Source organism: Psittacicella hinzii (genome assembly GCF_003585885.1).
In the GTDB taxonomy this organism is placed as follows: domain Bacteria; phylum Pseudomonadota; class Gammaproteobacteria; order Enterobacterales; family Psittacicellaceae; genus Psittacicella.
On sequence record NZ_NRHC01000076.1, the window covers coordinates 1 to 16,811 of the forward strand.

At 36.9% G+C, this 16,811-nt stretch carries 10 protein-coding genes and 1 pseudogene; 2 read left to right on the forward strand and 9 right to left on the reverse strand.

What is annotated here, in order from left to right; genetic code table 11:
* Window positions 1-4,747 (forward strand): hypothetical protein (locus CKF54_RS08165; RefSeq protein ID WP_222987538.1); only part of this gene is annotated, 4,747 nt, incomplete at its 5' end.
* A gap of 310 nt (window positions 4,748-5,057) precedes the next feature.
* On the opposite strand, the gene CKF54_RS05955 is transcribed toward CKF54_RS08165, so the two are convergent.
* Entirely contained in the window at window positions 5,058-6,182 is a 1,125-nt protein-coding gene (locus CKF54_RS05955; RefSeq protein WP_119525451.1) for a hypothetical protein, read from the reverse strand.
* 603 nt (window positions 6,183-6,785) lie between these two features.
* Here CKF54_RS05955 and pptA point away from each other — a divergent pair.
* On the forward strand, window positions 6,786-7,016 hold the full coding sequence (gene pptA, locus CKF54_RS05960) for a tautomerase PptA (protein WP_119525452.1): 231 nt from the start codon (window positions 6,786-6,788) through the stop codon (window positions 7,014-7,016).
* A gap of 256 nt (window positions 7,017-7,272) precedes the next feature.
* Here pptA and CKF54_RS05965 read toward each other — a convergent pair whose 3' ends face one another.
* From CKF54_RS05965 to CKF54_RS06000, 8 genes and pseudogenes are all read right to left on the reverse strand, one after another.
* Window positions 7,273-7,485: a hypothetical protein gene (locus tag CKF54_RS05965; protein ID WP_119525453.1), complete on the reverse strand. Its 213-nt coding sequence runs from the start codon at window positions 7,483-7,485 to the stop codon at window positions 7,273-7,275.
* A gap of 12 nt (window positions 7,486-7,497) precedes the next feature.
* Window positions 7,498-8,214: a hypothetical protein gene (locus CKF54_RS05970; protein ID WP_119525454.1), complete on the reverse strand. Its 717-nt coding sequence runs from the start codon at window positions 8,212-8,214 to the stop codon at window positions 7,498-7,500.
* Between the two features lies 1 nt (window position 8,215).
* Window positions 8,216-9,124: a GTPase Era gene (era, locus tag CKF54_RS05975; protein ID WP_119525455.1), complete on the reverse strand. Its 909-nt coding sequence runs from the start codon at window positions 9,122-9,124 to the stop codon at window positions 8,216-8,218.
* A gap of 73 nt (window positions 9,125-9,197) precedes the next feature.
* Complete coding sequence (gene rnc / locus CKF54_RS05980) at window positions 9,198-9,959, reverse strand: ribonuclease III (protein ID WP_119525456.1); 762 nt, start codon at window positions 9,957-9,959, stop codon at window positions 9,198-9,200.
* A gap of 313 nt (window positions 9,960-10,272) precedes the next feature.
* Window positions 10,273-11,088: pseudogene (gene dapF, locus CKF54_RS05985) on the reverse strand (diaminopimelate epimerase); the annotation flags it as partial.
* A gap of 117 nt (window positions 11,089-11,205) precedes the next feature.
* Entirely contained in the window at window positions 11,206-12,183 is a 978-nt protein-coding gene (locus CKF54_RS05990; RefSeq protein ID WP_119525458.1) for a hypothetical protein, read from the reverse strand.
* Between the two features lie 221 nt (window positions 12,184-12,404).
* Entirely contained in the window at window positions 12,405-13,670 is a 1,266-nt protein-coding gene (locus CKF54_RS05995; RefSeq protein WP_119525459.1) for a restriction endonuclease, read from the reverse strand.
* A gap of 225 nt (window positions 13,671-13,895) precedes the next feature.
* Window positions 13,896-16,421, reverse strand: a complete 2,526-nt coding sequence (locus CKF54_RS06000; RefSeq protein WP_119525460.1) for a DNA cytosine methyltransferase — start codon at window positions 16,419-16,421, stop codon at window positions 13,896-13,898.
* Window positions 16,422-16,811 lie beyond the last annotated feature (390 nt).

A 16,811-nucleotide genomic window follows, 5' to 3' on the forward strand; every position in this document is an offset into this window, starting at 1 on the left:
GCAAAAAGCTGAGCAAAAAGTTGAGCAAAAGGTTGAAGAAAAAGAAACCGAGGTAAGCTCAACTGCCCAAGGACAAGATCCTGAAGCTTCTCCTGCAAGTACTCAAACAACACAAGCAACTGCAGAAGTTGTTCCAAGTGAAACACCTGCAAGCTTTGAATTTGATCTGCCATTAGTAAGTACCGAAGAAAGTCTTGCGCCTCTGCAATTAGCAGAGCAAGAGCTGGTACAAGAGCCAGCGCAAGAAGAGCAAACTTCAGCACAAGTTGAACAAGCTCCTGTGCAAAGTCAAGAAACTCCTGCACAAGAAACCCAAACTTTAAGTTTAGAAGCAGAGGATTTTGTTCTACCTCAAATGACTTCTGCGCCTCAGCAAGAGGTTGCACAGGTAGCTCAAGAAGAAAAAACTTCTCAAGCTTCTCAAGCAACGCAAGTTTCTCAAGATAACAAGACAAGTGCAACTGCAGAGGCAAATCCTTTTGCTACTTACACGAGTTTAAAGCAAATCATTGAGGACTATCAAAGTTTTGCTCCTGGGTTATTACCAAATAAAGATGTGGTAAAACTTCTGTTAAATCTTTTCCACTTTGCGGGTTTAACGATTAACGAGTACAAGTTACTGAACCGTGCGGTGCAGTTACCGGTAAATGAACCACAAGTAGAAAAAGATCTTGGGCAACAAGAAGCTTTTGCTTTACAAACCTTGCCTCTAGTGCAAGAGTTAATTGCGCATCCAAATATGGCACCAGAGTGGGTTAAACACTTTAACCATAATCCAGAGTTGTCAGCTTACTATGCGCAATTACCGCAAACTCAAGAGTTTACGACCCGTATTAGCAATTGCTTGGAAGATTTTGCTCAAGCTTATGCCAAACTTGAAGCTGCGTTTGAAACAGCTAACCCGTTTGTGGAAAAGCTACGTATGGAAAACGTAGCGAGCTACTTAGCTGGTTTAGAGCCTACTTCACCTGAAGTAAAAGCTGCCATTGACTCTGCCAAAGCAAGCTATGACTTCTTAGTTAATTTCCAAAAACAGCATTTAACCCAAGAAGTTTATCGTCAAGAAGAACTTGATGAACTGCATTGTAGTTTTAACAACTTCCGTGCTTGTATTGAAGTAGGACAAGCGTTACAAGCTATTAACCAACAACAGAATCGTTTCTTACAAGATTTCTGGGTGGTAGTTGAAGATAACTACCCATTTGGTGGTCCATCGCACTCAATTAACATTATTATGCAGTGCATTAATAAGTTAAAAGCGATTAATAGCCGTAACTCTGGTTTAATTAGCAAGTTTATCGAGTACGCTCTAACCGTAATCGATAATCAAATTGCTTACGCTAATTACTATGCAGCTAGCATAGAGCGCAAGCACTACTTGCAAATGAACTATGCTCAGCATGAAGTAGTGCTATCGCGTAAGCTTTACGCTTTAATGCAAAACTACCCAACGGACAGAGATTTAGGTTTACACGACAATCTTCTCGACGTTGTCGACAAGATTGTTGAGAAATCAAATGCTGCTAGCGAAAAACTTAAAGATCTCAAAGTTAAAGACATTCGTCGCTTACATCGTAAGCTGCTCGACTGCGAAGCAGAAACAGCTCGTGTTGCGGAAGCGTTATTTGTTACAACTGCCGAGGGTGAAGTTAAAGTTGTTTTAACCAACATTAACTCAATCTTAAAAGACTACCAAGAGCGTGTTGCAAGTATTCAAAGTCACGAAAGTATTTATGCTAAGGTGGCGGAACTCTTTGGACCACATCCAGGTACTGGTGAGATCTTTGCAGTTAAACAAAGCGAGATTGCAATTTTTGCGCTTGATCTAACTTTACGTTGTGAACTCTTTGATCATAGCCATATGTCAAAATCACAACGTCGTCGTTTATTCCGTCTTGGCTTATTACCAAATCAATTCTCACATGAGGGAACTCCGGTAAATACTCTAGCAATGGTATTTGAGTATCTCAGAGACTATCCAGAATTTACTTCTTTCTTACGTGAGAGAATTAATTTAGGACAAGAGGGGATTGAGCAACTAATTGCCTTTAACGACAAGTTACTTGAGTTACAGATCGAACAAGAAAAACAAATTCTTGCTGACGAAATTACGCAAGATCTTCAAGGTCTATCAGCGCGTGCGAAGATGTTTGCCACTACTTATCCAGAAAGAGCAGCACAAAACCGTGCGTACTTAGAAAAACTTTCAGCGCAAGCAGTTACGCTTGATCGTGAGATTTGTGCCGAGGTTGACTTAGCTAACTTTGTGGAACTAGTGGATTTTGATCCGTCGTGGAACTTAAACTTAGAGGCTAAAGACTCTAGTGAAGTTAATGAGACAAGTGAAGCAAATGAAGCAAATGAGGCAAGCGAAGTAAATGAGACTGTAAGCTCAAAAGCACAAGAGCAAGCAGCTCAAACAGCTCAAGTTGCTCAAGCGCCTCAAGTTGCACCTCAAGTTGCAACAGCACAAACTCAAGGTAAGCAAGACGCAAAAGAGTCAGCGCCAGCTGTTACAAGTGAAACAGAGGGTGAGTACACTATTGATCGCTTAGCGTTAGTAGAACAAGTTGCTAATGGTGAACAACCACCAGCAGGTGAAGATTGGTATCAAGCTCATGATTTCAAACTAAGCCTAGCAATGGATCATCTAGCACCTGAAGAGCAAATTCTTTCCGAGAAGATCGCTGAAGCGGTAGCTCAAGCCGAAGAAGCTAATCAAGTTAGTGAGCAAGAAGATGCAAGTGTAGCATCAGCTACAAATGCAGAAGCTTCACAAACAAAAGCTTCACAAACAAAAGCTTCGCAAGCAGAAGCTAGCCATGAGAAAGCTGAGCAAACAGCTCCTGCTACCCAAGAGCAAGAAAAAGCTCAAGCAGATGAGCAAACGCAAGCTCAAGCACAAGAAGAAGCTAGAGAAGAAACTCAAGCTCAAACTTCTGCACTAGAGAAAAGCGCAAACTCATCTGTAGCAGATAAAGGCTCTAAAGCTGAACAAGCCAAAGCTAAAACTCAAGCGCAAGCAGAAGATGCATATGCAGACGATGATGAAGATGATATGCCTGGGATTCCAGTGTTAAATTATCGTTCTGAACAAGCTAGTCGTGCCTTTATGCAGACGCGTAAAGCTTCGAATGAAGCTGCTATGTATATTGCTTCGGCTTTTGGTAATGCGGCAAGCTCTTCGGCAAGTTCTTCAGCAACTGCGCAAGATCAAGATGCAAATGCAAGTACTCGTGCTTCAGCAGATAATACTTCTAGCAAAGAAGCAAGAAAATCTGCAGCGCAGGAAATTGCTAGTCAAGAAGTTAGCTTAGCTACCCAGCTAGTGCAAGACGTCAAATCTGGCAACTTACCAGAGTACAGTCAATTTGCGCAATTAAACGCACAAGAGTTTAATGAAGTAATTGTCCAAGTGTCGAGCTATAGTAAACAATTTACTCGTACAGCTTCCCAAAAAGTTGATCAAGTACTTAAACAGAAGAACTCTTTAAGTCAAAGTTTAGTACTGCAACGTAAGAGAACAAAAACAATTGATGATCTCTTATTAGAAAAAGATAAACTTGCAGGGAAGAAAGTTAATACAAGTACGTTAAATAGCGAGATTGAATTACTTGAAGCGCAATGCGAAGAGTCTAAAGCGCAAGAAGCTAGCTTAAACGCAAGAATCAATCTTGAAGATAACAAACTAGCCTATGCTAAGCTTGAACAATCTAAAGCGAACAAGATATTAGAGTTAATCAAGTGTTTAAAAACTAAAAACCAAGTTAACTTTGCTAAGTTCTCGCGTCAGTTTGTTAAAGCCCAAAACCAGCAAGATGAAATCCATAAAGGCTTAAAAGTTTGGAAAGATAAAGTTAAAGCTGAAGAAGCGCGTGTCGCTAAACTAACTGAATTAGTAACAACTTTAGAAGACAAACTTCCAGCAGAAGCGAAAGCTAACGTTGAAGTTGGCTCTACTAAAGCAAAAGCTAAAGACAAGGCAAGCAAAGCTCAAGCAGTTGACAGCAAAGCTGACAACAAAGCAGATGCTAAAGCTGAATCTAAAGCTGAAACTAAGGCAAGTAAAGAAAGTGATAACAAAGGTAAATCTGAATCTAAAGGAGCAGACAAAGGTAAAGGAAGTAAAGCTGAAAAAGCTGATAAAGCTAGCAAAGCGGAGAAAGCTGATAAAGCTAAAGATACTTCTAAAGCCAAAGAATCTCCAATAGATAAGGACTTTAAAAACCTAGTAAGCTTCTCAACGAACCATAAAAACTTCTTACGCCAGTTGTCTAAAGCAGAAAATAAACTAGTTAAGCAAGAAGAGAAATTAGCTAAAGCCATTGCTGACCTGAAGAAATTTACCGGCAGTAATGAAGAAAAAGCTACTTTAGGTAAAGAAAGAGATAGTCTCAGAATGAGCGTTAATACAATGAAGAATAACGTGAAGAAACTAGAGACAAAAATCTCAGATTTAACTAAGCGTGCTCAATCTAGCTTAATGAATTTACAAGATGCTAAAGACTACATTAATTCTTTAGATAAAGATGCTATTTTCCATCTTAAATACGCTTACGAAACTTTTGATATAAAACCGAATAAAGTTGCTTTAGCTCGTATTAATGAATACAACAAAGCTAAAGAAGCTAATGGTAAAGAAAGTAAGAAAGCGCAAGCTAAAGATGAAAAAGCGGTAAAAGAAAGTAAAGGGTTATTAGGTTCAATTAAACGTATCTTTACTATCTTCGCAAAACCGAAGAAATAAAGCTTTGCAAAGCAATAAAACTTCGGAAACTGAAGAAATAAAACTTCGCAATAACTTAGGTATTGCAACTAAAAAGCAGTACATAAGTTTAATTACAAAATATCAAATACATTTGATCCCCGCTAACTATCAGCGGGGATTTTTTGTGTCAGTAATTTTCGAGAAATTTGAGCAGGCAAAAAGGAGCTAGGTAAACCTAGCTCCCCACTTACTTTCTTCTCAGGAAATGCTCTCAATGAGAACAGGGTTACTTATTTACGGAAGTAAATATCTCTGGAGTAACTTTGGAAGAAATTTGGATATATCAAGGTCAAGGGCTTAATAGATGATTAGCGAGATATGCTTGGTAATGACGAATTAAAAAGTTGGCTCTGATATTTTTCAACTTAATAAATTCTTTTGCACTTAGCTCTGATTGGCAAAATTGCCAAGCGATATCATTTAAAGGAGTCAGAGAATATCCTTGTTCATCTACTTGTTGTAACCAAGTTAAGCTGACTTGATACAAGTTATTATCACCTAAATTACAAAAACAATCAATAGCTTCGTTTTGTGAGTTATTACCGAGGAAATAGTCTAGACTAGCTAGAGTTAGCCCCACGCTAACGCCTAGGTGATGAAAGCGTAATAAGAATTTATAAATATTTTTGAGAATGCTCTTGGTGTCATTGGTGGCAAAGTTCTCTTTGCTCACTAAGCTCATTGCACTAAGAGCTAAACGTTTGAGGTAAGTTTTACCCTGCGGATTCAAGTAGTTAAATTGTGGCATGAATTCAAAAACCTGACTAGCTGGTTCGTGACTTTTGTAGTCAAAGAACAGTAAGTCTAAGTAGAATTCTTGCTCATCTAGAGGAAGCAGAGAGGTTCTCTGTTGGCTCTGGCTAATTGGTGTTTGTTTACTTAGTTTGCTGTTTTCTCCTTGCTCGCTTAGTTCTCCTTGCTCGTTTAATTGATCTCGATTGCCTAGATTGCCGAGCTTGCTTTGCGTATTGTTTTCATAAGCATTTTCTAAGAAGTAAGGATACATCTGTCTAGCGCGAGGCGAGGCTCTAGTTTGTGGCAGATCATTTACTTCCGTCTTTGCGTTACTGTCTACTTGAGGAGGTTGCTCAGCTTCGACCTCTGCAAAGCTGGACTTTTGCCGTGTTTGCGCTGGCTCAAGTTTACTTAGCAAGTAGAGATAGTCAAACATAGTCAGACAGAGTTCAAGATCTAAAGATTCTAGTTGTCCCTGTTTGACGCCTTGCATACTACGGAGATACAAACAAAACCAAGAAGCTCTTTGATAGTAAGCTATATCTCCGGGGAGCTCATCACGGTTAAAATAGTCTAAGGTAGCTTTGGCTAGGGGACAAAGCTCTATCCCTAGAGTATAAACCAGTTGGTAAAGCTTGTAGTCTATAGCTTTAATTTTGGTTTGTGGTTTAATTGTCATTGTTAGTTTGTGTTTTAAGTTAGTGTTTGTGGTTTAAATTGTCATTTTTTAGTTTGTGTTTTAAGTTTGCAAAAAACAGGAAAGTAACCTTAAATATCTAGTTGAACTGAGGGCTTAAGGTTTGCTTTCCTGTTGTGTTTCTAATTAGGGGTTTAACTAATTGTATGGAAAAAATTAAAAAGATCGACTATATCGCTTATTAATATTGTAATCCTATTTTCCTCCATATCTGTTGATTTTTCTCTAAAATGTGATCTATGCACGTTTTTGTTGAGGCGTAAAAATCACAGCTTTATTTTTTATTGAGCATGTCTCAATTTTACTGTAAAAAAGATTTGTCTGTAATTTGTTGTTGCTGTAATTTTTTGATCAAAAGTTGATCATTTTCTTAGGAGGCAATAGGTGGCAATGGGAGGCTAGATGAGAAAAGATAAGATGGGAAGTATGATTTACAGTTTTCAGGTAACATAGTTGCGGGACAGCTCAGTTTGGCTTGCTTTGCTGTTGTCTTTAATTTGCTATTACCTTCTCCGTTTGCCATTTATTACTGGACTAAAGTGCTATAATAACAAGCAAAAGATTATTAAATCTCTGGAGACAAAAATGCCTCACATTACAATTAAAGCTTTTCCAAGAAACTTATCAGCTGAACAACTAGCTAAGCTAGAAGAAGCTGTAACCCAAGTGATCAAAGAGCAACTAAATGCTACAGATCAATCTATTTCAATTGACTATGTTGAGTATGATCCAGCAACTTGGCAAGAAGAAGTAGTTGCAGTTGAAATCAAACCAAGATTAGATAAGTTACTGCGTAAACCTGGTTATGAGGTTTAGCTAGTATTAGCCTATGCTAATAGTGGAGTGCGTAAGCAACGTAAGCGTACGTAAGCGTATGTACGTAAGCATTAAGAAGCATACATAAGTAAAGGACTGAAAGTTTTACTTTCAGTCCTTTATCATGGTTAGAATTTGTAATTCTAGTAATTAAGCAATTAAGCAATTAAGTTTACTTAGATTGCTACTTTAGGTAAACTCGATTTAGGTTGGTAACTTTACTGGTTTAGAATATAAGGTTGGTTACCTACTTAAGTTACTTATTGTCCGAAGCACGCCAGTAGTTTACACCTTTATCGGCATATTCTTCTGCCTGTGCTTGCTTTTCTTTCTCAAGTTTTTCTAACGCAATTTGACGCTCAACTCTTTTTTTAACAATTTTAAACCAAAGGATTAATAAAATTGTTAAGAGGATAAAGATTAGCGCACAAAAAGCAACTAAGTAAAGAGTAAGGTGTGAAACTTCCATGTAGTTTCCTCCTTACCATTGAGTGTTTTCCCAAAGATCGAGTAATTCGTCTCCAGAAAGTTTCTCTTTTTTCTTGGTTTTCTTGGTTGCTAGCAGTTTTTCAGCTTGTGCTTGAGTTGCGCTATAGTCAGTGTTACGACCAGCTTTATAATCGCGTGATTTAATACGACGATCTTCTTTTTCCGCTTGTTGTGGTGCTACGTTTTTGCTAGACTTGCGAGATTTTTTCTCTGCAGCTAGTTGGGCAAAGAATTCTTCTTCCTTACCAGGTTCAACGCCAGCTTTTTCTAGCATACGTAATTGCGCTTTCCCAAGTTTTAATTTAGCTGAGGCTTTATCTTGACCAGCTTTATCTTGAGAGCTTGCTGCTTGTTTATGAGAAGTTTTGTTTTTGCCTTTAGATTGGAGGTTTTGGGCACTAACAAGCTGACCATTTATCATTACCATGTCTTGGCTTTGCTCAAGATCAAGTTGCTCTTGTTCTTGGGCTTGTTCGTTTAACGCTTGTAACTTCTCATTTACTAGAGGTTTATCACGTCCTGGAATGTAAATAGGAATTGCGCGCGCAGGTTGGTTTGCTTTTGCTTGGTTGTCCTGTTTAGCTTGGGCGTGCACTGTGCTATTTGGATTTGAGCGTGAGCCTGAAGCGTTACCTGTGCGTTTTTTCTTCTTTTTTAGTGCCCAAGATAATTCATTTGCTTCGGCACGGGTTAATTTACGTTTTTGCATATTAATTGTCTAAATAACCTAAAGAGCGTAATGCACGGATATCATCAGACCAGCCTTTTTTCACTTTAACCCAAAGATTCATATTCACTGGGCGCTCTAAAACTTTAGCTAGGTCAATACGAGCTTCTGTACCTATACGCTTAATTTTTTCACCATTTTTACCGATAATAATGCGTTTTTGTCCATCACGATCAACGAGGATTACAGCGTCGATATTGATACCTCTTGGAGTCATGGTAAAACGCTCAATTTCTACGCTGGTAGAATAAGGTAACTCATCACCAAGAAGACGCATTAGTTTTTCACGAATGAATTCAGCAGCCATAAAACGACCACCTTTATCCGTAACTTGATCTTCATCATAGTGGAACTCACCTAGAGGTAAGTATTTACCTGTAAGTTCAACTAGTTTATCAAGGTTTACATTTTTTTCTGCTGAAATAGGAATCATATCCGTCCACGGATATTTTTCTGTCATTTCTTGCATGTAAGGTAAAAGTTTACCTTTATCGGCAATTTGATCTACTTTGTTTAATACCAGAATAACTGGAGATTTTTGTTGTTTTAATTTTGCTAGAACTAAATCATCTTCTTCAGTCCATTTAGTTCCTTCAACGACAAAGTAAAGCACATCTACGTTTGCAAGTACTGAACTTGCAGTACGGTTCATTACTTTGTTCATTTGCGTAGTTTCTTTTAAATGGATCCCAGGGCTATCAACAAAGATTAACTGACTGTTGTTTTCAGTCAAAATACCAAGGATACGATGACGAGTTGTCTGTGGTTTTGATGAAGTAATAGCAATCTTTTGCCCTAAAAGAGCATTCATTAGAGTTGATTTACCTACGTTAGGACGACCAACGATACCAATATAACCACAGCGAGTTGCTTGTTCTTGATTTGCTGTCATAGATATTTTACAAGGAAAAAGAGCCGCTATGACTAGCGGCAAGGGTTAGTTATGCTGGGAAGATTGCTAGCCATTAAATATGGGTAATTTTATTTAATTGTTCTTGGCTTAAAGCTTGAGATTCGCGGAGCTTGCGAATCATTAAACTAGCTGCTTCCTGTTCAGCTTTACGTTTATTTTTGCCTACTCCAGGGGTACGTAAGTTTAACTCTTCAATTACGCATTCAGAGTAGAAAGTTTGATTGTGTGATTTCCCCTCGGTACGGAGAAGATTGTAAGTTGGTTTGTTTTTAAAGAGTTCTTGGATAATCTCTTGTAGTAAAGTTTTTGGATCACGGTAACCACTTTTAAAAGCATCTTTTTGTTGTAAAAGATCAGCAAAGATTTCAAGCACTACTTTTTCAGTTACTTCAAAAGAACCTGAATCTAAGTAGATAGCTGCACAAATTGCTTCAACTGTGTCTTCTAAAATAGAATCACGTGAACGTCCATTGTTTTGAATTTCGCCTTTGGCAAGGCGAATGTAGTAACCAAGGTTTAAACGACGTGCGATACTACAAAGTGAACTACCACAAATAAGGGCAGAGCGCATTTTGGTAAGTGCGCCTTCATCCACATCTTTGATGGTGTTAAAGAGATATTTCCCTATAACAAAGTTAACAATGCTATCCCCAAGAAACTCATAACGTTCGTAGTTTTCGTTATTACAAAAGCTAGAGTGAGTTGTAGCTACACGAAGATGGTGAATATTATTAAATTTATATTGCAGTTTTTCTTCGAGCTGAGACAATTCGGTGTCTGCTACATTCTCTTGCGTTTGGTCATAGTGAGACATTAATTTCTCCTTTTTAAAGGAATTACTAAGGGGTCTTACACCAAGCTAACTATAGGTAAAAATTTCCACTTTTTGGCTGCGCTAGCTTGTGAGCTAGCAAGCAAAAAGTTTGAAGAAATGCTTACCTATAGAAACCTTTTTTGGTATAAGAGTACATGAATATCATTATACGGTTTTTTTCAGAAATTGCTTAAATTTTATTAGAATGAGCTCCTTATTGCGGGAGCTCTTCTGTTTTTGCAAAGTTTTGTTCACGCTCTAATTGGGCTAAATAATTAGCGCGAATTTGACGAATGGTAGCAGAGTTAATTTTGCCAGTAAAGACAAATGAAGCAGGACCTGTCATGAAAAGAGGTTCATCTTCTTTACCACTCCATTCAATGGTTAGATCGCCACCTTTGGTGTGCACTGTAATTGGTTTACCTGGAGCGAGATTTCCTTGTAAAATCCCTACAGCAACCGCACCACAGCAACCTGAACCACAAGCTTGGGTTTCACCTGCGCCTCTTTCCCAAACACGAACATAAACTTCGGTTGGTGAAACTACTTGCATAAACGGCACATTAGTACGTTCAGGGAAGCGTTGGTGGTTTTCTACTAAAGGACCGATTCCGGTTACATCGGCAGTGTTGATGTTATCTACCGTAATAACACAGTGAGGATTCCCCATACTAACCACTCCACAAAGTTGTACTCCTTTGTCAGTTGGGATCATATAGTGATGTTCACGTCCTCTAGCTGTAAATGGGATTTTGTGTGGTTCCCAAATTGGCGCGCCCATGTTTACGCGTACTGTGCTACGATCAACGCTTAGGATCATACGACCATTGTTAGTAGTAACAATTACGTCGTTTTTATTAGTTAATCCTTGGGTAGTTACGTATAGAGCAAAGCAACGTGCTCCGTTACCACACTGATTTACTTCACTACCATCAGCATTAAAGATACGATAGTGGAAGTCTGTATCAGGATCATAAGGAGGCTCAATAAGTAACAATTGATCAAAGCCAATGCCACGATGGCGATCTGCCAGCGCACAGATGGTTTTTGGGTTGAGGTAAACTTTTTGGGTGAGAGATTCAATCACCATAAAGTCATTACCTAGAGCGTGCATTTTGGCAAAGTGCATAAAATTATTTCTTCCTGTATATAGTAATTTTAATCACTTATATTTTAGCAAATAGCGCAAAAAGTTAATAATTATTTTAAAAAGAAAGCTCTGGCGAACCAGAGCTTTAACTATGATTTATGATTGATAAACTTTTTCACGAATAACTCTTGCAGGGAAGAAGTAGTTAGTAAAGTCAAGAATGTTTGAATTGTACTCAATGCCTTTAATGTAAGCTTCTACTGCAATTTGTGCCATTAAAACGTGAGCTTGTAAATTGTTCGGGAATACGCTTTCTAAGTCGAACTCTAGGTTAAAGAACTCAACTTGATGCGGATCGTTGAACATTTGACGAATGTATAAGTAAGAAGTGATGTCTGTTTCTTGAGTAAACATTTGAATAAATTGTACAAAGTCACCAAATGTTTCTTGTTGTGCTGGTGTTAAGCTATCGTAATCAAGCTCAAGCGTCGCATAAGTATAAGACATGAAACTATAGAAGAATTCTGACATTAGGTGCAGAATTGACATAGGCTCACCTTTTTCTTCCGATTCAAGATCAAGGAAAGATTGTAAAAGGTTGTAAGCCTTGAAGTTTTCCCCACGCAGTTCAATGAATTCAACCATAGCTCTTCTTAAGCTTTGACACTGATCAAGGAACTCTTGGGTTAACCATGGCTCTAAATCGCCATTTTCTTCTTCCTCAGAAAGAACTTTTAAAGTGTCAATGAAGATAGGGAAACCATCTAGTTCGTTGTAGCATGCCCATGAGAAGATAGCACCTTCAACGTGGCACTCACATATTTTTGGATGGTCAAGTAAAGTAGCTTTGAACGACTTTCTAAATTGTCTTACTACTTCTTGTAGTTCTAAGAACTCACATGATAAAGTACTATCTGGTGCGTTACGAATGTCTTCTAAAGATTTAATAAGTAACGGAATGTATTCAATTTCTTGGTTAGATGAAAAGGTTTTTTCTGTAGGTACGATATCGTGGTAAGGAAGTTGCTCTTCTTCTGCTCCTTCATTAAGAAGCTCAGCAACTTCTTCTAGTTGCTCTTTAACGCCTGCTTCTAATTCCTCTAGAGTATGATTATGGTTTTTGTTATCACACATTATAGTTGCCTCTTATGAAGTTGTTCTCATGGGTAAAGGGATTATCTGCAACTGTTTGCAGATAATCCTAACTTATTTTTTACTTTATTATAACGTGAGACGATCTTTTTTATGTGCAAAATTGCTTAGAGATCAAATTGTGCGAGAGGTGTCAAATGATGATGAGGCGTTTTTCTTGTTCTGCTACACTAGCTTTTGCTAGTAAGAATTTAAAAAGAGACTTAATCAAGTTTTGGTTTATTGTCCTTAATAAGGGATTTGTACTTATTGTTTTCTGGGCTACAGTAAAAGCTATCAATTTTGTTAATAAGATTTGCAAAATCGAGATGCGCAACTTCTGAAAACTCTTCTGTTTCTAAACCTGTATTGAGAACTATTTTGTAGTTGTCAAAGTTATAAAACTTTTCAGTACTTGGAGAGGTTAAACTTTGGTAAATCGTTGTTGCCTTAGCAATTAGACAGATGTACTGGAAATCTCTATCTATATACTGCGTATTATTATTATTTGGATGCGCCATTGTAAAATGTTGATTTGGCGTAAGCATAATCAAGTTCTCAAGAAAGTCTGCAATGCTAGGGTAATCAGCTTGGGCAAAAATATGATGAACTTGAGTAGCCTTTACTAATTCTGATTTTTGCTTCACTTCAGGGTTGCTATCGTTATATTTAGCATTAAATTTACGCACTGCATTTTTTGCTTTGTTGATTGTATAGTCAGCTAGGGCCTTGATCTGTTGTTGAGATGTGGTTTGTTCGTGTTCAGCTCTAGTTATTGATTTACTTTTACCACTTAACTCATCTCTCCAGTTAAAACGATTGTACTGTAAGTCGCTTAACGTAATAGGGAGTTTGGATATGCGTCCTTTTTTGGTTCCAAGCTTTTGTAATTTGAAAGCTAATGGATTAATAACCTTGGTAAAAATTCTTCCGCACTCTGTTCTTTTATTTATATTTGTATTTTCAATAGTGAAAGCGACAAATTTATTTACAACTTCTTGGTAGGATTCCTTAGTTTGAACTTCAAAGAAATTATTAAATATAGGCATTAGTTCACTATCAGTTAGTACCTTACAAATATATTCATATAAGAAATTTAGAGCATTGGTTGGTCGTAAAGCGATTTTCTCGAGGATTTCTTGATTATTTATGGAGTAGAAGTATCGGTTATTTACTTTTCTAACATTGAGAACGTGACTATATCCTAGCAGTTTTATTGGCTGTCCAAAATATTTGTCATACTCATTCGTAGCTTTTAAGCTAGGATCTGGCTTAGAGAAAATGGAGATTACGTTTTCCCTTGCGTATTCACTATGCCAGATATCAGATACAGTAAATTCTTTGTTCGGAGAGTTCTCTAAGTATTCAACTATACAATCAGCAATGATTGAGACTACATCATACGTGCATTTTTGATCTATCCATCTAGCGTCTCTGGATTTTCTAATGTCAAAATCATACTGGTTAAAGAATTCTTGATATACATTCATATATTGCCTCCATTGCTGCTTTTGAAGTCTATACCAAATGTAAAAAGCAATATTTAACATTTGGTATAGGTTAAAAAAATTTAAGTTTAAAATTGCACTCGTAAGAGTTTACCCGATTAATGTAGTGCAGTTATTGGAAAGGTTAGCTAAAAATATGTATTTCCCTTATGCAAGGAAATGTTAAATAATTAGTGGATACTTATAAAAATTAATAAGAGTTTTAGCTTAGATTTGTGTATTAATACCGAACCAATAACAGCTAGTTTTATCGATGTTTAAGGAACGAGTTTGGAAGTTTCTCGCAATTTTGTAAAAGTGTCTAAACTCATCACTTTCAATATATTCCATTTGTGCTTGTGACAGTTTAATAGAACTATCTTTAGGAATGAGAATAGCAACTGAACCATTAACCACGTAACCCTTACCTTTTTGGATAATTCTTGGTTTATAGGTCATATTTGGGGTTAGGTAGACACTTGTATCGTTAAGATATTTTTTTACAGCAAGATCTTCTAGAGTAGCGACATCAATAAAGGAATCATAGTCTTCAATATCGATTAGATAATTATTACTCACGATATTTCTAGACTTTAATACTCGGATATTATGTTTGTCCGTCTTTACTAATGAAGAGTTACTATTGGTAATTTGTCTATCTCTAAATGGATCAAAAATATCAAATTGCATTTTTGCATACACTTGATCAAAGAATTGATCGCGGTAGATAATCCAGTAAGGTAATGTTTGATCAAAGATATAGCTACTTTTTTGTTTTATGCTAATGCCCAAAGAAGTAGATTCGACTTGGGTATACTCATTGTCTTTAGAAGAGTTTGAAGTAGAAGTGCTGATTACTAAGTTAATAGTTTCTACCAGTACCCCTTTAAAGCCATGTTCACCAAAATCAATAATGCTCTCAATGTTATATCCTTGTAAATACTTCCTAGTTTGGCTAAACTCTGGAGTATTTAAAATAGTTTTAGGCATAACTAGAGAGACATAGCTAGCATTTTTGATTGCTTTTTCTAGTATGAACTCTGCTAGGTTGGTAGATTCTTTATTAAAGTTATTTTCTAGTAAACTAGCGCGATATTGTCCATTAATCTTAGAAAAAGGAGGATTACCTATAATTAAATCAACCTTATCATGCTCAAACTGCATATAGTCTGCACAAACGAAGTTAACGGTAAAGTTACTTGGAATGTTTGTTTGATCATAAAGGAGCTGTAAGAGCTCGATAGTATCTGGATCTATATCTACCAGTGTAAGCTTTACTTGCTTTTTATCAGCGTACTTTTTAAAGATAAATGGTAAAAAGTTGCCAGAGCCAACAGATGGTTCAATAATCTCAAGCGTATCTTTAGAAAAGTTAGGCAAATGATTAAAGATTTGTTGCACTATATACTTATTCGTAAAGTAAGCAGAGTTTTGTTGGCGCTTAGCATTAGCGTATTCGATGATCTTAGCTAAGGTTGCTAAACTATATTTACCTTTGTTGGCTAGGATAAAGCTCTTTAACGCTTGAGTATTGTCCAGATGATTTTGCTCAATTAACTCCTTGATCTCTTTTAAAGTTAGATGAGGGTAAAGGAGTTGAGTTTTTATGTTATGAGCAATTTGTTGAAAGATAGTAGTGGGTACTGCTTCACCAATACTTTGTCTGATATTGAGCTCTTCTTTTTTCGAAACTTTCTGTTTTTGCTCTAAGCTCATGCTGTTTAAAGTAGAGAGATCATATTCTAACCACTTAAATGACTCCGGAATGGTCATTAACTTCATGAGTTCTCGAATAGAAAAGACACGGTTATCTACAGGGTGTAAGGTGTTTTGACTAGCCATTTGGTCGTTGCGTGTATGGATACATGGAGCAACTTTGTTATAGACTTGTCGTGTGTACTTGTCAGCATTCTTTGCTTGGTTGATAACAATTTTGCCGTCGATAATGCGATGTGGTTTTAAAGTATCATCTTCATTATCAAAAGCACTTTGTCCTTGAGCAAGGTTTTGAATCCAAGGGAGCATATGCTCTGGATAAGTTCTAAAACTATGGAAAAAGTCTTGAGGATCATACTCACCCCAGTTTAAACTTGGCATTTGCCCGATAACCTCAAAGAGAGTTTTTTCAGCGGTATAGTTTGGCATTAACTCTACCGGAGAAATATCGTCCGCAAGTTTTCTCTCAACGCCAATAACTAAAGTTCGAGGACGAGAAGAGTTAGAACCGTAGTTTTTAAAATTGATTACTTGATGGTGAATTAAGTACTTGCTACTTAATTCTCGAGTAATCATTTCGCCAATCGCAACCACATTCCCATAGTTATCGATACAACCTGTTTTCCAAAAAGCTGATACATTTTCAAAGATAAAAAAGCGCGGATTGATATCTTTGATGAGGTTAACGCTTTCACGGATTAAGCTGTTTCTTTCAATTTCGTTTTCGCTTTTTTTGTGGTTGGCAACGCTCATGCCTTGGCAAGGTGGAGTGGCAATTACGACATCAACTCTATCATTGCCAAGTTTATGCCAGTGAGCAATTTCATTATGAATTAGCTCTTTGGTGCTTTCTTGTTGAATATCACCAGAAATGTAGCCACTATCAAACTTACATTTTTGGTTTAGTTTCTGAATATTTAGCCTTCTTTCAATTAGCTCATTGGTTGCTATACATTCAAATCCTTCTAGCTTAAAGCCATAGCAACCTACACCAGCTGAAGAGAAGAGGGATATATATGTAGGTTTATCTTTGATCATTTGTTATTCTCATTTGCTATTGGCAATATACTTACATATTACAAAATATGAGGTTTATAGTTTTGGTTGAGGGTTATTAACCCCTCGTATGTATATAAACTGATTTTGTTTACCAATCTTAGTTGTGTTATATGAGTATTCTTGTTATATGAGTATTCTAGGGGGTATCTAACAGTTAGATACGATCATGGTTAACTTTAATTTATAGTTAACTCTAACTTACAGTTAATGTTTGTTCTTATTTTTTTTACAAGCTATTATAGCGTGATAAAAATTATTTTGTAGTAAGATTATTTTATAGTTTATAACCCCGCAAAGAGTTTTACTAATCTTTGATTTTTAAGGAGACCTAGCTAAGCTGAAGTAACTTATTTCAGCTTAGCTAACTCA

Excerpts from the sequence above, each read along its gene's own strand:
- era (WP_119525455.1), bottom strand. The coding sequence starts at position 9,124 with ATGACAGCAAATCAAGAACAAGCAACTCGCTGTGGTTATATTGGTATC.
- CKF54_RS05965 (WP_119525453.1), bottom strand. The coding sequence starts at position 7,485 with ATGGAAGTTTCACACCTTACTCTTTACTTAGTTGCTTTTTGTGCGCTA.
- CKF54_RS05955 (WP_119525451.1), bottom strand. The coding sequence starts at position 6,182 with ATGACAATTAAACCACAAACCAAAATTAAAGCTATAGACTACAAGCTT.
- CKF54_RS05990 (WP_119525458.1), bottom strand. The coding sequence starts at position 12,183 with ATGTGTGATAACAAAAACCATAATCATACTCTAGAGGAATTAGAAGCA.
- rnc (WP_119525456.1), bottom strand. The coding sequence starts at position 9,959 with ATGTCTCACTATGACCAAACGCAAGAGAATGTAGCAGACACCGAATTG.
- CKF54_RS06000 (WP_119525460.1), bottom strand. The coding sequence starts at position 16,421 with ATGATCAAAGATAAACCTACATATATATCCCTCTTCTCTTCAGCTGGT.
- CKF54_RS05995 (WP_119525459.1), bottom strand. The coding sequence starts at position 13,670 with ATGAATGTATATCAAGAATTCTTTAACCAGTATGATTTTGACATTAGA.
- pptA (WP_119525452.1), top strand. The coding sequence starts at position 6,786 with ATGCCTCACATTACAATTAAAGCTTTTCCAAGAAACTTATCAGCTGAA.
- CKF54_RS05970 (WP_119525454.1), bottom strand. The coding sequence starts at position 8,214 with ATGCAAAAACGTAAATTAACCCGTGCCGAAGCAAATGAATTATCTTGG.